At 55.0% G+C, this 18968-nt stretch carries 18 protein-coding genes, 1 tRNA gene, 1 pseudogene and 2 riboswitches; of the genes and pseudogenes, 3 read left to right on the top strand and 17 right to left on the bottom strand.

Features of this window, described 5'->3' with window-relative positions; genetic code table 11:
- Positions 1–107: 107 nt before the first annotated feature.
- The 5 genes from P0120_13750 to P0120_13730 form a co-directional block, all read right to left on the bottom strand.
- Entirely contained in the window at positions 108–2135 is a 2028-nt protein-coding gene (locus tag P0120_13750) for a TonB-dependent receptor (protein MDF0675381.1), read from the bottom strand.
- A gap of 24 nt (positions 2136–2159) precedes the next feature.
- Positions 2160–2334, bottom strand: a riboswitch (cobalamin riboswitch).
- Between the two features lie 99 nt (positions 2335–2433).
- Entirely contained in the window at positions 2434–3204 is a 771-nt protein-coding gene (locus tag P0120_13745) for a carbon-nitrogen hydrolase family protein (GenBank protein MDF0675380.1), read from the bottom strand.
- A gap of 1 nt (position 3205) precedes the next feature.
- On the bottom strand, positions 3206–4108 hold the full coding sequence (locus P0120_13740) for an ABC transporter ATP-binding protein (protein MDF0675379.1): 903 nt from the start codon (positions 4106–4108) through the stop codon (positions 3206–3208).
- Positions 4105–5253 carry an iron ABC transporter permease gene (locus tag P0120_13735; GenBank protein ID MDF0675378.1) on the bottom strand — a complete coding sequence of 383 codons (1149 nt, stop codon included), beginning with the start codon at positions 5251–5253 and terminating at the stop codon, positions 4105–4107. Before P0120_13735 ends, P0120_13740 begins: the two co-directional genes overlap by 4 nt.
- Before the next feature lie 9 nt (positions 5254–5262).
- Positions 5263–6156 (bottom strand): cobalamin-binding protein, encoded by an 894-nt coding sequence (locus P0120_13730; protein ID MDF0675377.1) that lies wholly within the window; start codon positions 6154–6156, stop codon positions 5263–5265.
- Positions 6157–6344: 188 nt separating this feature from the next.
- A riboswitch (cobalamin riboswitch) is annotated at positions 6345–6615 on the bottom strand.
- A gap of 202 nt (positions 6616–6817) precedes the next feature.
- On the opposite strand from P0120_13730, the gene rpmB reads away from it, so the two are divergent.
- Positions 6818–7009 (top strand): 50S ribosomal protein L28, encoded by a 192-nt coding sequence (gene rpmB / locus P0120_13725; protein ID MDF0675376.1) that lies wholly within the window; start codon positions 6818–6820, stop codon positions 7007–7009.
- A 23-nt stretch (positions 7010–7032) separates the two neighbouring features.
- Here rpmB and P0120_13720 read toward each other — a convergent pair whose 3' ends face one another.
- The 4 genes from P0120_13720 to P0120_13705 all read right to left on the bottom strand — a co-directional run bounded on the left by P0120_13720 (position 7033) and on the right by P0120_13705 (position 9701).
- Positions 7033–7344, bottom strand: a complete 312-nt coding sequence (locus tag P0120_13720) for a hypothetical protein (protein MDF0675375.1) — start codon at positions 7342–7344, stop codon at positions 7033–7035.
- A 308-nt stretch (positions 7345–7652) separates the two neighbouring features.
- A complete protein-coding gene (locus tag P0120_13715; protein MDF0675374.1) occupies positions 7653–8435 on the bottom strand; it encodes a hypothetical protein in 783 nt (260 codons plus the stop codon).
- Between the two features lie 404 nt (positions 8436–8839).
- Positions 8840–8914: transfer RNA gene (locus P0120_13710), tRNA-Gly, on the bottom strand.
- Positions 8886–9701, bottom strand: a complete 816-nt coding sequence (locus P0120_13705) for a site-specific integrase (protein ID MDF0675373.1) — start codon at positions 9699–9701, stop codon at positions 8886–8888. Before P0120_13705 ends, P0120_13710 begins: the two co-directional genes overlap by 29 nt.
- 82 nt (positions 9702–9783) lie before the next feature.
- Between P0120_13705 and P0120_13700 the strand changes: the two genes are divergently transcribed.
- Entirely contained in the window at positions 9784–10797 is a 1014-nt protein-coding gene (locus P0120_13700) for an IS30 family transposase (GenBank protein MDF0675372.1), read from the top strand.
- A gap of 151 nt (positions 10798–10948) precedes the next feature.
- A complete protein-coding gene (locus tag P0120_13695; GenBank protein MDF0675371.1) occupies positions 10949–11374 on the top strand; it encodes a hypothetical protein in 426 nt (141 codons plus the stop codon).
- Between the two features lie 26 nt (positions 11375–11400).
- Here the strand turns inward: P0120_13695 and P0120_13690 are convergent.
- From P0120_13690 to P0120_13655, 8 genes and pseudogenes are all read right to left on the bottom strand, one after another.
- Positions 11401–11954, bottom strand: a pseudogene (locus P0120_13690) (chalcone isomerase family protein).
- A 162-nt stretch (positions 11955–12116) separates the two neighbouring features.
- Complete coding sequence (locus tag P0120_13685) at positions 12117–12617, bottom strand: hypothetical protein (protein ID MDF0675370.1); 501 nt, start codon at positions 12615–12617, stop codon at positions 12117–12119.
- Positions 12618–13339: 722 nt separating this feature from the next.
- Positions 13340–14563 carry a tyrosine--tRNA ligase gene (gene tyrS / locus P0120_13680; GenBank protein MDF0675369.1) on the bottom strand — a complete coding sequence of 408 codons (1224 nt, stop codon included), beginning with the start codon at positions 14561–14563 and terminating at the stop codon, positions 13340–13342.
- Between the two features lie 22 nt (positions 14564–14585).
- Positions 14586–15041, bottom strand: coding sequence for a helix-hairpin-helix domain-containing protein (locus P0120_13675; protein ID MDF0675368.1), 456 nt, complete (start codon positions 15039–15041; stop codon positions 14586–14588).
- Between the two features lie 199 nt (positions 15042–15240).
- Positions 15241–15630, bottom strand: a complete 390-nt coding sequence (gcvH, locus tag P0120_13670; protein ID MDF0675367.1) for a glycine cleavage system protein GcvH — start codon at positions 15628–15630, stop codon at positions 15241–15243.
- A 189-nt stretch (positions 15631–15819) separates the two neighbouring features.
- A complete protein-coding gene (gene ndk / locus P0120_13665; protein MDF0675366.1) occupies positions 15820–16239 on the bottom strand; it encodes a nucleoside-diphosphate kinase in 420 nt (139 codons plus the stop codon).
- A 130-nt stretch (positions 16240–16369) separates the two neighbouring features.
- Entirely contained in the window at positions 16370–17095 is a 726-nt protein-coding gene (locus P0120_13660) for a methyltransferase domain-containing protein (protein ID MDF0675365.1), read from the bottom strand.
- Complete coding sequence (locus tag P0120_13655) at positions 17095–18609, bottom strand: glycosyltransferase (protein ID MDF0675364.1); 1515 nt, start codon at positions 18607–18609, stop codon at positions 17095–17097. The genes P0120_13660 and P0120_13655 overlap by 1 nt, the downstream gene beginning before the upstream one ends.
- Positions 18610–18968: the final 359 nt, after the last annotated feature.

The following is an 18968-nucleotide window of genomic DNA, read 5'->3' as shown; positions in this document are numbered from 1 at the left end:
ATCGTCCCTCGCCCTAAGGCATCACGGTGACGCTCGGCATACCAATGACCGGCGAGCCAGAATCATGGATACTCTCCTTTGACAGTCACCAAATGGTTCATGCGAAGCTACAGGGGCAAATCGTACGAGATCCGCACACCCCCAAAGATAGAGCGGATCGGCGTGCCGAAGTAAAGAATCTCTTCGTACTCTTCGTTGAAGATGTTGTCGGCACGCAAGTATGCCTGGATCTGCTTCGTGACATCGTAACTTGCGGCTAGATTCCAAACCACGAAGGACGGCATCGATCCTTGATTCCCAGTGTTGTTAAACCGCTGACCCACGTAGCGCCCCTCCAATCTGGCAAGCAGACCTTCAATGGGCTGATAGCTGATGATCGTCGAAACTTGGTTGAGCGGCCACTTGGGAAGACGCGTATCCGAACCACTGCTGAGATCCTGCGTGGCCGCGTATGTATAATTGACAAGCAGATCCAAGTTTTTCATCCATGGTCTGTCGCGCAACAACTTCACCTTCGTGCTGACTTCTACTCCTTCCGCCCTAGCCAATCCAGCATTCTGAGGGCAGAACCCAAATGAGCCAGGAGCCGTGCATTCGGTCGGATCGAATACCGTCAAGATGAGATTGCGATAGCGAGTCCAAAAGTACCCTACGCTGATCGAGCCTCGATCATCGGGGAACGTTTGTTCGATGGCCGCGTCGAGCGCTTGACTCTTCTCCGGTTGCAAGTTCGGATTTCCGAACCCCGGGAAGAACAACTCGTTGATCGTGGGTGCTCGAAATCCCGTCGCATAGCTGCCGCGTAGTTTCGTGCCGGTTTCGCGATGCAAGTACCCCCCAGTCACGCGATAGGTTGTGGCACTTCCGAAGACGTTGTACGCGTCATACCGAATACCGGCGGTTCCAAATACACGATCCCAAAGATTCAACTGGGCTTCGCCGAATCCCGCATTGCTGCTGAGGGTCTTATCCGTAAAGGTAGCCGTCTGCGTGAGCAGATCCGTATTGCTACCTTTCTGTTCGCGAAACTGATAACCTGCCGTCAGCGACAACGGTTTGCCGACCTGGATATTGTGCTGCCATTCAATCCGGTTGCTGGCGGTTTCAATTTGAGAGCTGAACGGGAATCCAATCGGCACGAAATCGCCGTCGGTCACGACGTTCCGTTCGAGCGTTCCCCCGAAACTCACAAGCTTTTCAGTCGCTCGTGACAAGGTCAGCCGTTGCGACCACCATGAGGTAACCGGCTGCGCATAGTGGCCTCCGAAGATGTATTGTGTACTGTTCGATTGTGCTCCTAAGACATCGGCAGGATCGGATGCAAAGGTCACCGGATTAAACGCGAATCCATCAAAATTGACAATGCCCTCCAGCCAGCGGAAACTAAATTCCAGCCGTCCATCCTTGGGAAGATCCGCCCCAAACCTGACCGATCCTTGCCAGTTGTGGTAGCCATCGCGTTCAGCCGCTCCACGCCGATAATTGATCGCGGAAAACCCGGCCGTATCCCAACGGGTGATCGTTCCGGAGAAATCCACCGGACCTTTTTTGCCGGTCAGACCGGCTCCTTCTCGAATCGAAACGAACGAGCCGTACTCAGCAAAACCGGAGATGTTGGGCTTGCCGCGTCCCCGCTTGGTCGTAATGTTGATGACCCCGCCCATAGCGTCAGATCCCCAGAGCATGCTCTGGCTGCCGCGCAAGATTTCGATGTTTTCGATGTTGTCGGACGTCAGGTTGGCAAAATCATACGCGCCGGTCGTGCCGCTGTTGACGATCGCCCCGTCGATCAAAACAAGCGTCTGTTCAGGTGTGCCTCCACGACTCCGTACGTTCACGAGCGTGCCGGGGCCTCCGCTTTGAAAGACGGCAAGGCCCTGGGCCCAACGCAGCGCCTCTGCAACAGTTCTGATATTTCGCTGCTGCATGTCTTCCCCGGTGATGACTTCCACGGCGCTCGTGACTTGTTTGGGCGACTGTGGGGTTTTGGTCGCGCTGACGATGACCTCCGGAACATCGACATCCGGATGATCGCTCGTGGTGACTTGCTCGGCCGATACAGGACAGGCGAGAGCGATTGTCCACGGAATGAAGGCACAGGCACGAAAAACACGACGGACTGAAAACCGCAACATGAAAACCTCCCTTTGACTCGAAGGGCGTCGATAGTCCTGACAGTCGGGTCTCCTGACTTGCGGCTCGTCGTTTCTCTGCGCCTTCCCATGTGCCAAGGCACACAGTGGCATATTGCAGAGTCACTCCCCGCTTACAGTGGCGGCACCGTGATGGATTTGCACCATCTTCCCCGTCGCTGACGGTATAGTCTTAAAGAATCCCCCCAGAATAATTGTTGTGCACCCAGTTTCCTACGCAGGAGAGGGGTGCCTCTCTTCCTGGCAATTACAATCAGTCACGCATCCGAAAGCCCTTGCCTCAATTTCGGACATAATCGATGGCGTATCGTGAGGAACGCAAGGCCATGTTGTCGAAATCCCAGTTGAACGTCAGCACGGCGGATTTCTTGGACGTGTGTGCGAGCAGCCGCGTGCCGTTCTGTACGACCAGACTCGGAGCATTCCAGAAATCCAGGGTCTTCTCTGCGCCCGTTCGGTTGCAGACGATCAACGGGAGTCCAGTTTCATGGGTCCGCTGCTCCCATTCCCCATTCGGACCGTGAATCCCCGGGCCCCATGAGGCAGGAGACACGAGGATCTCCGCGCCTTCAAATTGAAGCGCACGGGCGATATTCGACGTGTAGACGTCGCTGCAGACAAGTACGCCAACCTTGATCCCATCGCACTCGATCGGAGCGACAGTATCGCCGGGGCTCGACCACGACAGCGAATCGCTCGCTACGTTAATCTTGCGATGTTTACCAAGGATCTCGCCTGTCGGGCCGATGACAAACACCGAGTTGTAGAACCGCTTGCCGTCGCGCTCCGGGCACCCCAGAAATACGGTTCGTTTCAATGTCTTTACCAGTTTGCAGACCTGCTGCATCCAAGGATCGGGTTGCGGCTGTATCCAATCAGAGCCGACGGTATGTGCGAACTGAAGCCCGCAGACCGCGAGTTCCGGTGTCACGATCCACTCGGCACCTTTTCCGGCGGCGTGTTTGATCGCCTCGACAATCACGTACCGATTTTGCTCGACTGCCCCGGGAACCGTCTCCAAATGAAGCAGTGCGATTTTGCCTATACTCACATCATGCTCCACTGGACAGACAGCGTCCAGGAAGTGTCACTCGAGGCAAGCCGGTTCCCGGATGCCGATCCACCAATACCCGGCATCGATACACGGCTTCCAATGTCTCCGGCTCAATGACCGCTTCGGGACAACCAAGCCGTACCACTCGTCCGCGATCCAACAACAGAATTCGGTCGCAATACTGACTCACAAGATTCAAATCGTGGGAGACCAACACAATGGTGAACCCTCGTTCCTCCTTGAGCTGTCGTATGACCCGACAGATGTCGATTTGGTGCTGTAAATCGAGAAACGCCGTGGGTTCGTCGAGCAAGAGGACCATCGGAGATTGAGCCAAGGCACGGGCGATCACGGTCCGTTGTCGCTCGCCGCCGGAAAGATCCGGCACCAGACACTGCGCAAGATGGGCAATGTCGACAGTAGCCATAGCCTGAGCAGCGACGGCAATATCCGCCTCGTCTTCCCAGCCGAAACCTCCAGACCACAAGGTGTGTCTCCGCTGAGCGAATCGTCCCATCACGACCGTCTCCGCGACGGTAAACGGAAAGCTCTGTTGGGTATCCTGAGGAACATGGGCGATGAGACGAGCCGTATCTTGTGGAGTCAACGTCGCAAGGTCGTCCCCAAACAAGCGGAGCATCCCCTGCTGTGGACTGAGGACGTTTGCCAGTATTTTGAGCAACGAGGTCTTTCCTGACCCGTTTGGCCCAACGATGCCGAGAACTTCTCCAGCCTTGACCTGAAAACACACGTCATTGAGAATCCAGTCGGCGCCAGACGACCATCCCGCATGATAGCGAAATCGAACGGACTCGATTTCATAGGCGAACCGGGACGCACCATGGGCGATCGCATCGGTCGATGCTGCCCATGAGAGTTGCCGCTCATTCGAGCCGATCACACCAACTGATCCTTTCGCCATAGAAGCAGGTAGAGAAACATCGGGCCACCAGTGAGAGCGGTGACAATCCCCACTGGAATTTCGCTCGGTGCCAGAATGGTGCGAGCGACCGTGTCTGCAGCCGCGAGAAACATTCCTCCCGCGAGCAGCGACGCCGGCAACAGCACGCGATGGTCGGACCCGACCAGCATGCGGACCGCGTGCGGCACGATCATGCCGACAAAGCCGATCATGCCGCTCACCGATACGACCGCTCCCGTCAACAGAGCAGCGAGGAAAAACAATTGCTTTTTTACTCGCTCCGTCTCAACACCCAATGAGCGCGCCGTCTCCTCGCCGAAGGTCAGGATATTCAGTATCTGAGCCTTCTGCAGAAGGAGAGAGGCTCCTCCCACCACATACAAAGCGAACATCGACAGTATGCCGTAGTTCGACACCGTCAGTGAGCCCATCAACCACGCCATGAGTCCGGCCGACCGATTTGGGTCCATAATCGATGTGATGAACATGATCAACGCAGTCAGCATGGCATTCAGAATAACGCCGGCCAACAACATGCTCTGAATCGGCAAGCGCCCCCGCGAGCGAGCCAATCGATACATCGCCCCCAGGGATAACAACCCCCCGACAAACCCGAAGAGAGGCAGCCCAGGCAGAAACGTCAGTGTCGTGCCGATGCCGAACAGCATGGCTAACGACACTCCCAATGCTGCTCCGCTTGAGACGCCAAGGACGTAGGGATCCGCCAGGGGGTTTCTGAGCAAGGCTTGCAGCGCCACACCCACTACCGCAAGGCTGCCTCCGACGAGAAAACCCGTCAAGACACGGGGCAGACGAATATGGAGCATGATCGCGGCGGAGGTATCGGTTCCCGTCTTATCGAGCGCTCCACCACCCGACCATCCACTCAACGCCGACAGGACGGTCCCCATGTCAAGCTTTGTCGCCCCGAACTGAAGGCACAACAGGCACACAGCCAAGCTCGCTACGATGAGGCTACCGATGATCGCAACCCACCGCTGAAACGTCAGGATCGCTCCGCTGCTTTTCCATTGCTGCAGCTGCTCGGCCCCGTCTTTCGTCGACGGAGGAGAAACGATCGGGGACGAATCGGCCGGCGCGAGTTGCGAAGTCGGTGTGGCCATATGACCCCTTTACCGATTCACCGACGAGGACAGATCCAGTTCCGGATGCACGATCTCGGCTAACATCCGTAGCGCCTGCACGATACGCGGTCCTGGGCGGTTCACAATACTGGAGGGAATCTGGCGCAGCCGTCCGGCTTTGACCGCAGTCATCCCAGTCCACTGCCGCCAAGTTCGCTGTTCACTCTCGGAAATTCCTTCGGCCTGCCCCACCGGAAAGATCAATACCTCAGGGTCTTCCGATAACACCGTTTCCATGCTCAGACGCGGATAAGGTGTGGCACTCCTGGCCGCGACATTGATACCACCTGCGAGTCTGATCAACTGATCGATGAAACTCCCAGGCCCGACCGTGATCAACGGCTGACTATTGAGGACATACAGCACGCGGACCGGCGGTGCTTTCTCCGTTCGTGACTTGATCGCGACGAGTTCCTGTCTCAGACTCATCGTCAAATCGTTTGCAGCAGCCGGATGATCTAACATCCGTCCGAGTGTGCCGAGGTGCGAAAGAATATCTTCGATCGTCGTCGCGGCCATCACAAACACCGGCACCTTGAGCTGATCCAACGCCGCGATAACATCCGGCCTGAGAAATTCCTTCGGCGCCAGGACAAGGTCCGGTTGAAGCGCCATAACCGTTTCGAGATTGGGATTGGAGTATCCGATTTTTGTTTTGGCCGCCGCTTCGGGCGGGAAATCACAAAAATCCGTGACGGCGATCAGCCGGTCTCCTGCGCCGATGGCGAACACCATTTCTGTAACGCTGGGGGCTAAAGAGATAATCCGGACAGGCGGCTTTGCCAAGTAGATATTCCTTCCGGCATCGTCCACAAATGATCGTGACGACACATGCGCCATAAAAGGCATGCCGGTGAGGATTCCCTGTTGCCGTCGCTTCATTTCACCGTGATCTCCTTGCCCGGATTCAGCAGTCTGTGCAGAAAACACCGCCAGCATAACCATCAACCATATTGTCGCAACCCCACGATATCTGACCCATCGGCTCAAAAGAAAAATCCCCAAGGCCTGAATAGACCTTGAGGATTGCACCCGCTTCTCATCCTCACCCGTTCCCCAGCCTCGAGGGAACGATGGTCAATTCTCCGAGCAGGTCTTCTGGCTCATGGTTCATCCTACTCCCCGGCCTTCCCATCTAAAGCATGAGAGGTAAAACATAAGACGTAAAAGGATGATCTACTTCCCTTGCGTCTTACGTGTAACGCTTCACCTTTCACGCCTCAAGACAGTGGCATGACGGGTTTCGTCCCCATTGACAGCGGCGGGACCACGAGGGATTCACACCCTCTTCCCTTACTTCGGAGTTATTTATGATGGGCAGCACAATAGGAGAGAGCAGCAAAACTTGTCAAGCTTGATCATGCTCAGATTTTATTCCAACTCCTTCGCAGAAGCGCCTGCCGCTTGTGAGCGTTCGGCAGGCTATGGTACTATCCGCACGTTAACTTTGATTTCATCCGCCTACGGCGAGATGTCGCCGGAAATTCAACAGGGCTACGGCTGTAAATCCGTGGGCTCCACTCAGTGAGAAGGGAGTACGACTGTGGCATTACAATGCGAGATTTGCCAAAAGAAGCCTGTATCGGGCAATAATGTCAGTCACGCGAACAATAAAACCAGGCGAGTGTTCAATCCTAATATCCAGACCGTTCGTGCTCTGGTCGGCAAGAGCCATCGGCGTATCCGGGTGTGCACCCGATGTTTGCGCTCAGGGCTTGTCCGTAAGGCGGTCTGACGGCTTCATCCCTCCACAAAAGGCTACGGCGCCGCCCATATGATCCGACCTCCTCGCTCGACCAGTTTGATGACCGACTGCTCGTCAGGAGAGAGGGTCAGGGTACGGTTGCCGTCTTTGCTCCTGAGAACGAGCCCAACTTCGCCATTCGCATCCAACCCAAGACCGGCTCGAGCTCTTCCTTTTGCATCCAACAATAGGAACTCCTCGGCGTTCACCCCATTCGGCTTCTGCGCTTCAACTGGTCTTGGTGAGAGTAAGTGACTACTAATCACACCACCGAATGTCCCACCGATAAATGCCATCCCGCAAAGCACAATCATCTGCTTGTGCATCCTGGTCACCCCTTTCATGAAGTCAGCGCGACGACATTGGCGCAACATCGGTGGATCTTATGCGAGGTATCGCCCAGCGGCAACTGGCCCGCCAAGGATCAAACAAGCTGTCGCTCTGGTAGGTTTTGATTGGGAAAGATCGAAAACTGAGGACCGCATTGATCGATGAGGGAGGTCACATCCGTTGGTCTTCCTTGACGCGAAGATTGTGCGTTACCCAGGACGAAACCGGCGGCGGCTTCCAAAATGAGCATCGTCGAAGCGGAGCCCGCCGCCAAAAGAGAACGTGCCGTTTCGCGCGCTATCGATTACGACTTCGTACCGATAAACACAACTCCGTTCGTCTTGTCACTATTCAATGCGGCGCTGTAGAGTTTTCCTGCATGAAAAAATCCAACTCCCTTCACAGTAGTGGTTCCGTTACTACAACCACCCTCTCCGTTGAATGTGATAGTCACATCAAAAACATTTCCGTGTATTCGCGGCTTAAATAAACCGCTGAAGGTGCATCCAGTAGGAGAGAGGTCGGTAATAGAGTGACCAGTGATGTCTCCAGTGGCGGATACGGTAACGGACACGATTTCACCTACAGCCACCAGTCCGGTATAAGTCCCCGCCACTGCGTTGATATCTGGGGCCGACTCATAATCCCTCTCGTATGTCGTCGTAAAGGAGTCTTGCGCCTGCGCGTTGTTCTGATAGACAATCGTCCCGTCCAAACGTTGCTTCATCGTATAGCTACCATCGACCGTGGCAATGAGTGTTGGTGATATTCCTCGCTCCACACTGAAGTCCGTGGCGTTTGAAGACGTCAGGGTACCATTTTGTGAGCTGCTCTCCCCTTGGACCACACCCGCGATGAGCGAAGGATCGCCAACCATCGAATACAGGAACCAGTAGACGCCGTCATCGAGGACAACCCCCGTCACAGTACGGTTGGTGTTGGTGGTCCCGGTCCAAAGCCCCTCTGCAGGGGATGCAGGGGGCGCTGTAGCAGATGGGGTCGACGTGTCCCCACCGTCGCTACAAGCAGAAAGACCGACGAGAAGCAATAAGGTAAGAACGTGATTCTGAATCCGTTTCAAATGCATGTGTGTCTCCCTAAGTGAAGCCAGACCTGAGCCTTGAAAAAGTAGCGCGGCATTGCTAACAGCCTGTGCAGGAAAACTCCAATCCCTCTTAAGATGGGGTCACGAGAATTGAACTTCTCATAGCTGGTTCAAAATTGGACGGGATGGTCGGATTTCCAACGGAATCGTGACTAAAACCGTGCTGGAGAAAATTTTGGCGGCGGACACTATAACCAAAGTACTTGAAAGTTTGGAGCGGGCGATGGGATTTGAACCGCACTCCGTCGCCGGTTCAGCCCTGAACCTTGCTTCCCGGCTCCTGCAGAGGGGGCCAGCCCCCTCGCACGCTCTCCACGAAAGGGGCTCACCCCTTTCGAAATCCCCTTGTCCTGGGTTCAAATCCCGGTGAAGGACAATGGCAGGTTTGGAGCGGGCGATGGGATTTGAACCCACGACAACTAGCTTGGGAAGCTAGGACTCTACCACTGAGCTACGCCCGCTCGCTTCGATATGTCGCACACTTGCAGTTTTGGCACCGACAGCCATTGGTTCAGGTGTTATTACCGTGTTAGCCCTGAACATATGGAGCTTCACAGCAGCCTTGTGCAAGTCTTCCGGCTCAATCGTATTATACCGCCGATGCATCCGGTCCGACTTGTGACCGACAATCTTCATCGCAGTCGCCGTGTCCACCCCTCCCCGCCTCAGATTCGTACTGGCCGTATGGCGGAAGTCGTGAACTCTCAGGTTTGTGATCCCTGCCCGACGACAGGCGGCTTTAAAAGCCGTTCCAATGCGTTCGATTGGCTTATCGTTATACAGGAACACCCGATTAGTGTCTAGTCGTCGCTCCTGCCTTAGTTCCAAGAACACTTGATGGACAGCCGGAGTCATCGGGACAACCCGAACCTCGCCGTTCTTCGTCCGTTGCAAGGTGAACTCCTTCCGACGCAGGTCTACGTCAGGCCATTCCAGCTTGAGCAACTCTCCCCTCCGTGGTCCCACATCGTAAGCCACGGTCAAAAGCCTCCGTAGGTGGGGGGCGAGTGTGGTCTTGAGCCGTTCCCATTCGTCAGGAGTGGCAATCCGATCCCGTTCATTCTGAGGATTGGGCTTCGGCACGTGTGCAGCCGGATTATCTGTCACAAGTCGGAATTGCGGACTCCGTGCGACGTTGAACATATGGGTGAGCGTCATGTGATCGTGGTTAATCGTTTGAATAGAAACCGGCAGACCGGCATCTTCGCGCTTCCATCCGCACGCCTGACAGGCTTCTCTCGTAACCATTCCCCGACACGTATGACATTTAACCCCTTGAGTTCTAACTCCAAGTGCAACACTTCAAGCCCAGATGGGCTACGGTGTTGCCATGCACACGAGATCGTCCCGGCACCTGAGTGCCGAAGAACGTGAGACCTTGAGTCTGGGCCTGACCCAGGGCCATTCGCTCCGAACGATGGCGCGGATCTTGGGACGTGCCCCGAGCACCGTGAGCCGCGAAGTGACCCGCAATACGACACAAGGCCGTCCCTATCGAGCCTGTACGGCGCAGAGCCACGCGGCCACCCGCGCTCATCACCCACGGCAACCACGGAAACTTCTCGATCCGTGGTTGTGGCAGTATGTACGGAGGCAGCTGACGGCGGGCTGCTCGCCGGAGCAGATTGCCGGGCGGCTTCGCCGCGCCTATCCTGGCGACATAAGGAAGCAGCTGTCCGCCGAAACCATCTATGCTGGCCTGTATGTGCTGCCGCGTGGTGCCTTGCGGACCGAATTGCTGGCGGCCCTGCCTCAGGCACGCAAGACGCGTCGGCCACGCACGCGGGGAGCCGACCGCCGCGGCCAGATTCCCAACATGACGCCGATCACCGAGCGGCCCGCCGAGGTGGCTACCCGGACGGTGCCGGGCCACTGGGAAGGCGACTTGCTCAAAGGCGCTCGCAACGGATCGGCCGTCGGCACGCTGGTCGAGCGGACAACCCGCCTGGTGCTGTTGGCAAAAATGGAGGGGACGGATGCGGAGAGCGCCTATCGCGGCTTCACCAAGAAGCTCCAGCACGTGCCTGTCGCACTGCGCCAGACCCTGACCTATGACCGGGGCAAAGAGATGGCCACCCACGAACGGCTGGCTCAGCGTCTCACGATCCGCGTCTTCTTTGCCGATCCCCATTGTCCCTGGCAACGCGGCACCAATGAAAACACGAATGGCCTGCTCCGTCAGTACTTGCCGAACGGCACCGACCTGTCGGGCTACACCCAACGGGAGTTGAATGCCATCGCCTATCGGCTGAACACGCGCCCCCGCAAATGTCTCAACTTTGCCACGCCCCTGGAAGTCTATGCGCACTTGCGCCATGATTCACCCGTTGCACTTGGAACTTGAAACCGCCTGGTGATAAGATTTCCGCGAGCCCGTTGCGGGACGCGTTGAAGGGCACCAAATAAAAGCTGACGCGAGAGCCTGTATGCAATATTACAATTCTCATCGCGCTGTCCTCCTCGTTGCGTATGCCCTCCTTTGCAGTTGCACCTCCATGAGTGGCGTTCACACGCGGGATGCGGTGTGCTCCTTCGACAATGTCTGGGAGGCAGCCCTAGACGCAGTGAAGACTCGCTCTGTCACCGTGAAGGACAAGGATCGGGGACGCATTGAGACCGCCTGGTTGGAAATCCCAATGCCTGGACGGACTATTGGTGCCTCTCAAGAAGAGCTGCAAGACAACAAAGATCGGTCCCGGCTGATTCTCACGGTGAACCGTCTCGATGTTGAACATGTAATTCGGGATATCATTAGAGTGCTCTACGTTGAGGAGCGGCAGCGCTGGGCCTTTGAACCGGGCGCTCGTCTTTTTGGTTGGGCTGAGACAGCCCCTTCCGAAGATATGTGGCGTGATGTGCGAACCCACCTGGATGCTGCCCTGAAGGAGCACGGATGTTCCCTCACGTACGGAAATTCGTAAACCGCAGGTCGCCCGTTCAATCCGGGTCACCGGCTCCACTCTTTTCCAATTACATACCGAGCATGCCATTCTTCAGGTCCTCCGAGGTCGGTTTTGGCCCCAGCCAGATTGAAAAGACAACGTCGGCAAAGCCCTTTCCAGCGAAATCCCTCCATCCCCTTATTACCGATCTGCAACGTTGAGTTCTTTCCCGGCATGTATGCAAATGTCCGTGTGGCGCCTTCCTTCACATCCGTGATCAGCGCGAGCATCTTGTCGAATTCGGCTCTTTGCCCTGTGTTATCCTTCGCATTCGCCTCGAAACCTTCCTTAAAGGCATCGACAAGTTGGGCTTTTGACAGGTTGCGCAGGAAATGCACTTGAATGGCTTTCTCCCGGTCAGCGGTCAGGATTGCTTCTGCATCTTTCGAGGTGACTCGAGGTAAAGTCCCGCAACAGAGGTCTTGATCATTGCCTTTTTCCTTAAGCCAAAACCATTCAGCTTCAGTGTTATGTCGCCTGACTTGAGTGTGTCAGGCAGTGTTGCGCCGGCCAGTTCGCCAGCTAATGCAGAGGGGGAATTCGCTGATAGAGCCAACATGACCAAGATGGCAGTACGACACAGCGTCTTCGTGATGGAGTTTTGCATGATGAAGCGCCTCCCGAATATGGTAGTAAGAGCAAACTGCCCAATCCGCATTCCGTGAAACTTTCCCCTATCCAAGAATCGTTATTCGAGGGGCCTATAAATATGTATCCGCCTTTATCCTGCTCGGCTAAAGATCATGTGCCAGAGTTGGCCTTTTCCCAAACGATGGTCTATTCCATGGTATAGGTGGTAGCAGCCAAAGACGAAGCCGACAATGAGAACTTTAGCTAATACGCGGTTGTGATCTGCATGTTCCCAGGTCAGGGCGATCGCTACTCCCCACGAACCGGCCTCTTCGTGAAAGTGCCAGATCCTTTCCAAGATCAACACAGGGGCGCTGATGACACAATAGAACAGCGTTTTGTAGAATGTTGCCACCCAAAGGGGATGCCCCGTCTCAAGACGCATGGCCAAAGGGGTCAGGTCGAGGAGTACCACAACCTTTGCCAGAGCAAGAGTCCCGATCACCGTCGGCAGCAAGGGATAGTATTCAATCTGATAGGTGGCGAGCACCAACTTGCCGAGGGTGGTAAAGAACCCAAGGGAAATAAATAGATAGAGAGCAACGGCTCCTGTATTTCTGGCTTCGCGCTTCAATACTGAGAGCACGCTCATACTTTCACCTCCGCTCGGTTAGCTAGTTTGTATCTTTGAACCGTCGGAAGGATACGCATATAGCCGAGGAAAATCGACTGCTCCGTGTTTTGTCTGAGAACTCCTGACACTCCTGATGACTGACCCGCAAAGAGGGAAGGGTTTGTGCTTGCGGCTCCAACCGCTTTTCTTTCCCTGTATATTTTGACAGATGGACGTGAAAGCCTCGGACCGGTCGGAAAAATTACGACCCCCACGGGGGCTGTCAGTTGTGATTGTCTGAATCTGGATCCACTACCATGCTGCTACAAATGCACGACAAACGTTCCTGCCTCCTAAGGCGGTTGCCGCACGGAGAAAGTCAATTGGTCAGAGTGAAAGTTTCTTGCAATGCGCTACCAATCGACATTAGTCCCTTTTCTCCTGGTGCTACAACTCCAATATGGAACCTAAACCGATGACGGGGGCAGGGTCTGCCTATCCTGCCGGTGTGGCGAGGTGTTATTACGGTGTTAATGGGAGCGACAAAATGGACTGAATCGAGGTGAATTGGTACGAAGTCAAACTACAACAAAATTGGCTATGTGACTGAAGCAAGGAGGGATTGCCCAAATCATCAATGACTTGGGCAACCCCTTCAATCAGCTTGGGAAGCTAGGACTCTACCACTGAGCTACACCCGCTCGTTGGGACGGATCGTACGCTGGCTTTCCATCACAAGTCAAGGAAATGACTCTTTCGCTTTAAGGTCTCAATTCCGCAACGGCGAACTTTTTCTTCCCAACCTTAAGACGGCGCTGTTGATGAAGTTCAAAAGCGATTAACTTATCCGGATTTGTCTCCTTCACGCCGTCTATTTCAATTCCACCTTGAATGATCAATCGCCTCGTTTCACTGCCGCTAGAAATCAAACCAGTTTTCACAATCAACTTGGCAAGCCTGATCTGACCGCACTCTTGATCTTTCTCCTGCATATCATTCAGTTGCAATACGACGTGCACATCCGGCGTATCCGGAAACTCCTTGGCTTGAAATTTCTGCTGGAACTCGGTTCTCGCCTGTTGCCCGGCTTCCGTTCCGTGATAGCGCGCCACGATCAATTCGGCGAGCGCCTGTTTGGCTTCCATCGGGTGGATGGCTTTGACTCGGCCCAGATCTTCCGTCGTCAGCAGATCGTAGTACCGATACATGAGTGTGTCGCTGATCGACATGACTTTTCCGAACATATCGCCCGGCTTGTCCTCCAGCGCGATATAGTTTCCGACGCTCTTGCTCATCTTCTTGACACCATCCGTTCCTTCCAGCAACGGCATCGTGATCACGACCTGGGATTCCTGGCCATAGTCCCGCTGTAATTCACGCCCCACCAGCAGATTGAATTTTTGATCCGTGCCACCCAGTTCCACATCGGCCTTGAGCACGACGGAATCGTACCCTTGCACGAGCGGATAGAGGAATTCATGGACGCTGATCGGCTTCTGCTCCTCAAAGCGTTTATGGAAGTCGTCCCGTTCCATCATCCGTGCGACCCGATAGTGGGCGGCAAGCTGAATCAACCCTTCCGCCGACATCTCCTTCATCCATCGACTATTGAACTCAATCAGGGTCTTCGCCGGGTCAAGAATCTTGAAGATCTGCCGTTGGTAGGTCTTGGCGTTCTCCTGCACCTGTTCCTTGGTCAATGCTTTGCGAGTCTCGGATACGCCGGTGGGGTCGCCGATCATGCCGGTGAAATCGCCGATGAGGAAGATGACTTGATGACCGAGATCTTGAAAGTGCTTCAATTTATGAATCAGAACCGTATGCCCAAGATGGAGATCCGGCGCCGTGGGATCGAATCCCGCTTTAACGCGTAACGGGCGACTCTCGGCAAGAGCCTTCTTGAGCTTCGCCTCCAGCTCAACCTGTTGAATGACCTCTACAGCGCCGCGCTGGATCAGCTCCACTTGCTGGTTTACCACCTTCATCGTCTTTGTTGCTCCGTCACTACTAGGATTTCGCCGTCGAGACCGTCACTAAGGATTTGAGACGATCAAATGTTTTTGCCCCAATCCCCTTAACCTCACGGAGATCTTCGACTGTACGAAAGCCTCCGACTGATGTGCGAAAAGCGACCACACGTTGAGCCATTACCGCTCCGATTCCCGGCAACGACTCAAGCTCACGAGCACTCGCACGATTGAGGTCGAGACGTGAATGGATCGCCGTTTTTGATGGCTCCTTCTGTGCGACAGCCTTAATGTTCGGACCCTGTACATTTCGACTAGACGGGCCTTCCGTCCGGCCTTCCCGCGCTTCTAATTCCGTAGCCAGGGAAGCGACGACTTGCTTGTCGGCAGCTGATGGGATGCCCTGAATCGGCGGTTGTGGAGCCCATCGGACCCAGAAAATCACACCGATTGTCATGGACAGCATACCGAGTTTCAGAAGCAGGGATTTGATCATGCACCTCCCCTCTTCTGAATGTGGTGAATGGCACAGTCCCCGACGGCTTCCATCGCCCCATCACCCCTTCAGTAAGCGTTGGATGAGCATGAAGCCCTATAAGTCCTGTGTGAGCGTGGCACGAAATGCCAAAGATAGAAGTTCAGGTTGAGGTCCAAGAAGTCCGCAGGGGAAGTAGAAGCTTAGCCTCAACCTGAGCTTAACCTTTCTTCTGGTCGGCGAGAAATGCTTCGTACTGCGAGGCCGTCATCAGTTGATCGACTTCTCCAGGATCGGCAAGCTCGATCACGGCGATCCAACCCTTACCGTAGGGGTCGGAATTCACCACTTCAGGATTATCTTTAAGGGCGGTATTAATCTGGCTCACCGTTCCGCTCACCGGCGTATAAATCGTGGACGTCGTCTTCGTCGATTCGATTTCGCCGATCTGTTGACCGACTTTGACTGAGGCGCCCACCTTGGGCAGATCCAAGAAAACGATATCGCCCAAGGCATCCTGCGCGAAGTCGCTGATGCCCACGGTTGCTTGTTTCCCATCTACGCGAATCCACTCATGCTCTTTGTGAAATCGTAAGTCGGATGGAATCATGTCGGCTCCATTTGGGGAAATCAGTGATAGAGGTTGAGGTTAAGGAAAGGGAACCTACTGCTCAGCCTCAAACTTAACCTGAAAGATTCTTCCGGATGGTAGTTGGGGCCGACTGGCGTTGTCAAGGAACGATCGTACCGGTCAGAGGCGGAGAGCGCGAGGAGATCCTCGCGCTCTAACACCGGACGGTCAGCGGAGAATCTCCATGGCGGGAAAGAAATATCCAATCTCGAACTGCGCGGTTTCCGGCGAGTCGGAACCATGCACGGCGTTGAATTCGATATTCGCCCCGTGCGCTTTTCGGATAGTCCCGGCATCGGCTTTTGCTGGGTCCGTCGCCCCCATCAGCTCGCGATTCTTCTTGATGGCATTGTCCCCCTGCAACACGAGGACGACTGCAGGTCCAGAAGACATAAAGGTGCAGAGGCTCTCAAAGAAAGGGCGCGATTTGTGCACGGCATAAAATCCTTCAGCCGCCGACTGAGACATGTGAATCAGCTTGATGGCGACCGGCTTTAATCCAGCTTGTTCATACCGATGAATAATGTCCCCAATGACGTTCTTCTTGACCGCGTCAGGCTTGATGATGGCCAACGTTCGCTCGCTCATGATCACTCTGTTTCCTCCAGAAAGTTAAAGCATCCATTCAGCAGCGCGGTGCATTATAGAGGTGGTCTCTTCTACCTTGCAAGCATCCGGTGGCCGCCCGGCAGTACGCGGCATCGAAGCCGATTCAGCTCTACGATCGACGTTCGATCACTACGAGCATCCGAAAGGCGAGAAGCCAACCCACCCGTTCCAGAGTTCGTTCCAGTTGGAGAATCGGTGTCACCAACCATTCCGGCAGGAAAGACGGATGGTCGAATCCACCGCTGAGTGGGTACGCGACGCAGGCTAATCGTCGGATATGTTGGACGGAGAATCCTGGGTACCGTGACTGGAAGCGAGGTTGGTCGCGCTCGAACAAGATCGTCGCAACTGCTTGATTAGCGTCAAACGGTCGGCGGTCAATCCGCGGAGGCTTGAGGACGAGAGGATCTTCCGTACGATCCATCGGCTCCTGATGCAACCACCGATAGATCGGCCATGACACCCACGAGACATATGGATCCATGACGATGACCCTGCCGCCGATTCGGAGAGTTCTCAGCGCTTCATCGAAAAAGAGGGAGACATTCTCAATATGATGTAACGAGTCGAACAGGACCAGATTGCCCAACGACTTGGACTGAAATGGGAGTCGCTGGGCATCGGCGACCACGTTCAACCACGGCAGTGTCATCACATCGCTGCAATAGACTCCCGGCACGTAAGCTTTCAGATTGCCGGTGCCTCCACCAATCTCGACTGTGCGCCCTGGCACCAACCAAGCGATGATCTCCCCATACCAGCCTTCATACAACCGCCGAAGCACAGCTTTCTGCTGCCACACGGCCCGATGCCGATGCAGGATCTTCTCGGACATCACACGGCCTTCAGGCGAAAGAATCCATAGACCATCATCTTCAACAACAACCATCCATGGGCAAATCGCTGAATATTGGTGTTGCCATAGACCCGGGCATGATACCGAATCGGAATCTCCACGATATGCAGATTCAGTTTCGAGGCCCCGAACAACAGGTCGAAATCCCCGAACGGGTCGAAGTCGCCGAAGTAGTGCCGATTGGCGGCGATTCGTTCATACTCGTGTCGGAACAGGGCTTTAGTCCCACAGAGAGTGTCCTTGATCCTCTGGTTCAAGATCCAAGAGAAGGCCATGCCGAAAAACTTGTTGCCGATCAGGTTGAGCACCCGCATGGCCCGCGACTCCATGGGATAGACGAGGCGACAACCGTTGATGAACTCGCCCTTTCCGCTTGCAATGGCATCGTAAAATTTCGGAAGATCTTCCGGTGGCACCGTCAGATCCGCATCCAGAATCATGAGCACGTCACCGGTGGCATGCGCAAAGCCTTTGCGCACCGCGTCGCCTTTCCCCTTGCCGTCTTGTACCAAGAGCTTGATTTCCTTGCCCGGATAGCTGGCCATGAGGCGTCGAATCTCCTCCGGCGTCCCGTCGCTCGAATGTCCGTCTACAAAAATGATCTGTTGGCGGCCGCCGAATCGTGGAATCCGCTTGAGCGCCGCGTCGATATTTCCACGTTCATTCCGGCAAGGAATCACAATCGTCGTCGAGTATGGACGCTCCGGCCTTCGGAGGCGCGGCCGTGCCACCACATAGTGGCTCAGGCACAACGCGCGGAAACCCGGAAGATAGGCGAGCAGGTTGTTGCATAAAGAAGAAAGAAGCGGAACGGACTTGGGCAATAACAACCTCCGTTCAACCTTCACCACATCGAAATCGGCCAAGTACAGGAGGTTGGCGATATCAGCCGGCGACAGCCAACTCTGCTCAGGTTGCGGCATTTTCATGCCGACTTTTTCACAGAGCTGAAGAAGGGGCTCCCACAGATAGTTGTAGCAGGACACGATGATTCGTGTTTGCGGCTTACAGGCTTGATGCAGTCGCCGTAGCGCAGCCTCGACATCGATCAAATGGCCGACCAGATCGGCAAGAATGATTACGTCGAACGTTTCGTTAAGCTCCAAGGTTTCTGCGTCCCCGACTCGAAACTCCAGCATGGGATGACGCCGAGCCGCCTCCTTGACCATCTCCGAACTCAAATCGATGCCGACCCCGCGAGCGGGCTTCACGGCGGCGAGCAGAGTACCCAAGCCCGAACCAACCTCCAACACGTGCAAGCCTTCGGGTACGAGGAATCTGAAATAGCGAGCCTGATCCTCATGATAGGCCGTAGCCTTCTGCTCCCAAAAGCTTCGTTGACCGGCATAGGCATCAAAGTGATCGCGGATTGCCTGTTTCTTTGCATCCGGCTTGGGCTGACTCCTCGTTTGAAATGGATCGGCAGCCTCGATAGAAACAAGCCCCGGCGAGGCCGGAGAAGATGACCGTTTATAGACTCGTGTCGGTTCCATCAATCAATAGATCCACGCAAGAGATACCGTGCATCACACCGTGTTACTAGATTGACATAACAGCACGTGATTTCCAATACTTACGCTCGCATTCAAATGACTGGATACGTCGGAAGTAAGGACACGCAGAGGAACGATCAGGTCGCCGGATGTACGAGTGGAGTGGCAACTCAAGCCACAGCCTTATCAGGACTTGCGGAGATGGCGACGCCGTGACCGAGTTTCATCCTCTCACCATCCCTCCCCAGGCAGACGGTAATTAGGGGCTTGGTATGACTTGAGGAAGGGATCAGCCGGACAGGCCGCTTAACGGAACAGATCTGCTCATCGGAAACGATGGAACGTCAGAGATTTTAGAT

The organism is Nitrospira sp. (assembly GCA_029194675.1).
GTDB lineage: Bacteria > Nitrospirota > Nitrospiria > Nitrospirales > Nitrospiraceae > Nitrospira_D.
The sequence above is the reverse complement of the archived record's forward strand: the minus strand, read 5'-3'. Positions and strand labels throughout refer to the sequence as shown.

What these genes read in the sequence shown, in the direction of transcription:
- P0120_13730 (MDF0675377.1), bottom strand. Translation starts at nt 6,156, where the DNA reads ATGAAGCGACGGCAACAGGGAATCCTCACCGGCATGCCTTTTATGGCG.
- P0120_13655 (MDF0675364.1), bottom strand. Translation starts at nt 18,609, where the DNA reads ATGGAACCGACACGAGTCTATAAACGGTCATCTTCTCCGGCCTCGCCG.
- tyrS (MDF0675369.1), bottom strand. Translation starts at nt 14,563, where the DNA reads ATGAAGGTGGTAAACCAGCAAGTGGAGCTGATCCAGCGCGGCGCTGTA.
- P0120_13700 (MDF0675372.1), top strand. Translation starts at nt 9,784, where the DNA reads ATGCACACGAGATCGTCCCGGCACCTGAGTGCCGAAGAACGTGAGACC.
- ndk (MDF0675366.1), bottom strand. Translation starts at nt 16,239, where the DNA reads ATGAGCGAGCGAACGTTGGCCATCATCAAGCCTGACGCGGTCAAGAAG.
- P0120_13660 (MDF0675365.1), bottom strand. Translation starts at nt 17,095, where the DNA reads ATGTCCGAGAAGATCCTGCATCGGCATCGGGCCGTGTGGCAGCAGAAA.
- P0120_13705 (MDF0675373.1), bottom strand. Translation starts at nt 9,701, where the DNA reads ATGGTTACGAGAGAAGCCTGTCAGGCGTGCGGATGGAAGCGCGAAGAT.
- P0120_13720 (MDF0675375.1), bottom strand. Translation starts at nt 7,344, where the DNA reads ATGCACAAGCAGATGATTGTGCTTTGCGGGATGGCATTTATCGGTGGG.
- P0120_13675 (MDF0675368.1), bottom strand. Translation starts at nt 15,041, where the DNA reads ATGATCAAATCCCTGCTTCTGAAACTCGGTATGCTGTCCATGACAATC.
- P0120_13750 (MDF0675381.1), bottom strand. Translation starts at nt 2,135, where the DNA reads ATGTTGCGGTTTTCAGTCCGTCGTGTTTTTCGTGCCTGTGCCTTCATT.
- P0120_13685 (MDF0675370.1), bottom strand. Translation starts at nt 12,617, where the DNA reads ATGAGCGTGCTCTCAGTATTGAAGCGCGAAGCCAGAAATACAGGAGCC.
- P0120_13715 (MDF0675374.1), bottom strand. Translation starts at nt 8,435, where the DNA reads ATGCATTTGAAACGGATTCAGAATCACGTTCTTACCTTATTGCTTCTC.
- gcvH (MDF0675367.1), bottom strand. Translation starts at nt 15,630, where the DNA reads ATGATTCCATCCGACTTACGATTTCACAAAGAGCATGAGTGGATTCGC.
- P0120_13695 (MDF0675371.1), top strand. Translation starts at nt 10,949, where the DNA reads ATGAGTGGCGTTCACACGCGGGATGCGGTGTGCTCCTTCGACAATGTC.
- P0120_13735 (MDF0675378.1), bottom strand. Translation starts at nt 5,253, where the DNA reads ATGGCCACACCGACTTCGCAACTCGCGCCGGCCGATTCGTCCCCGATC.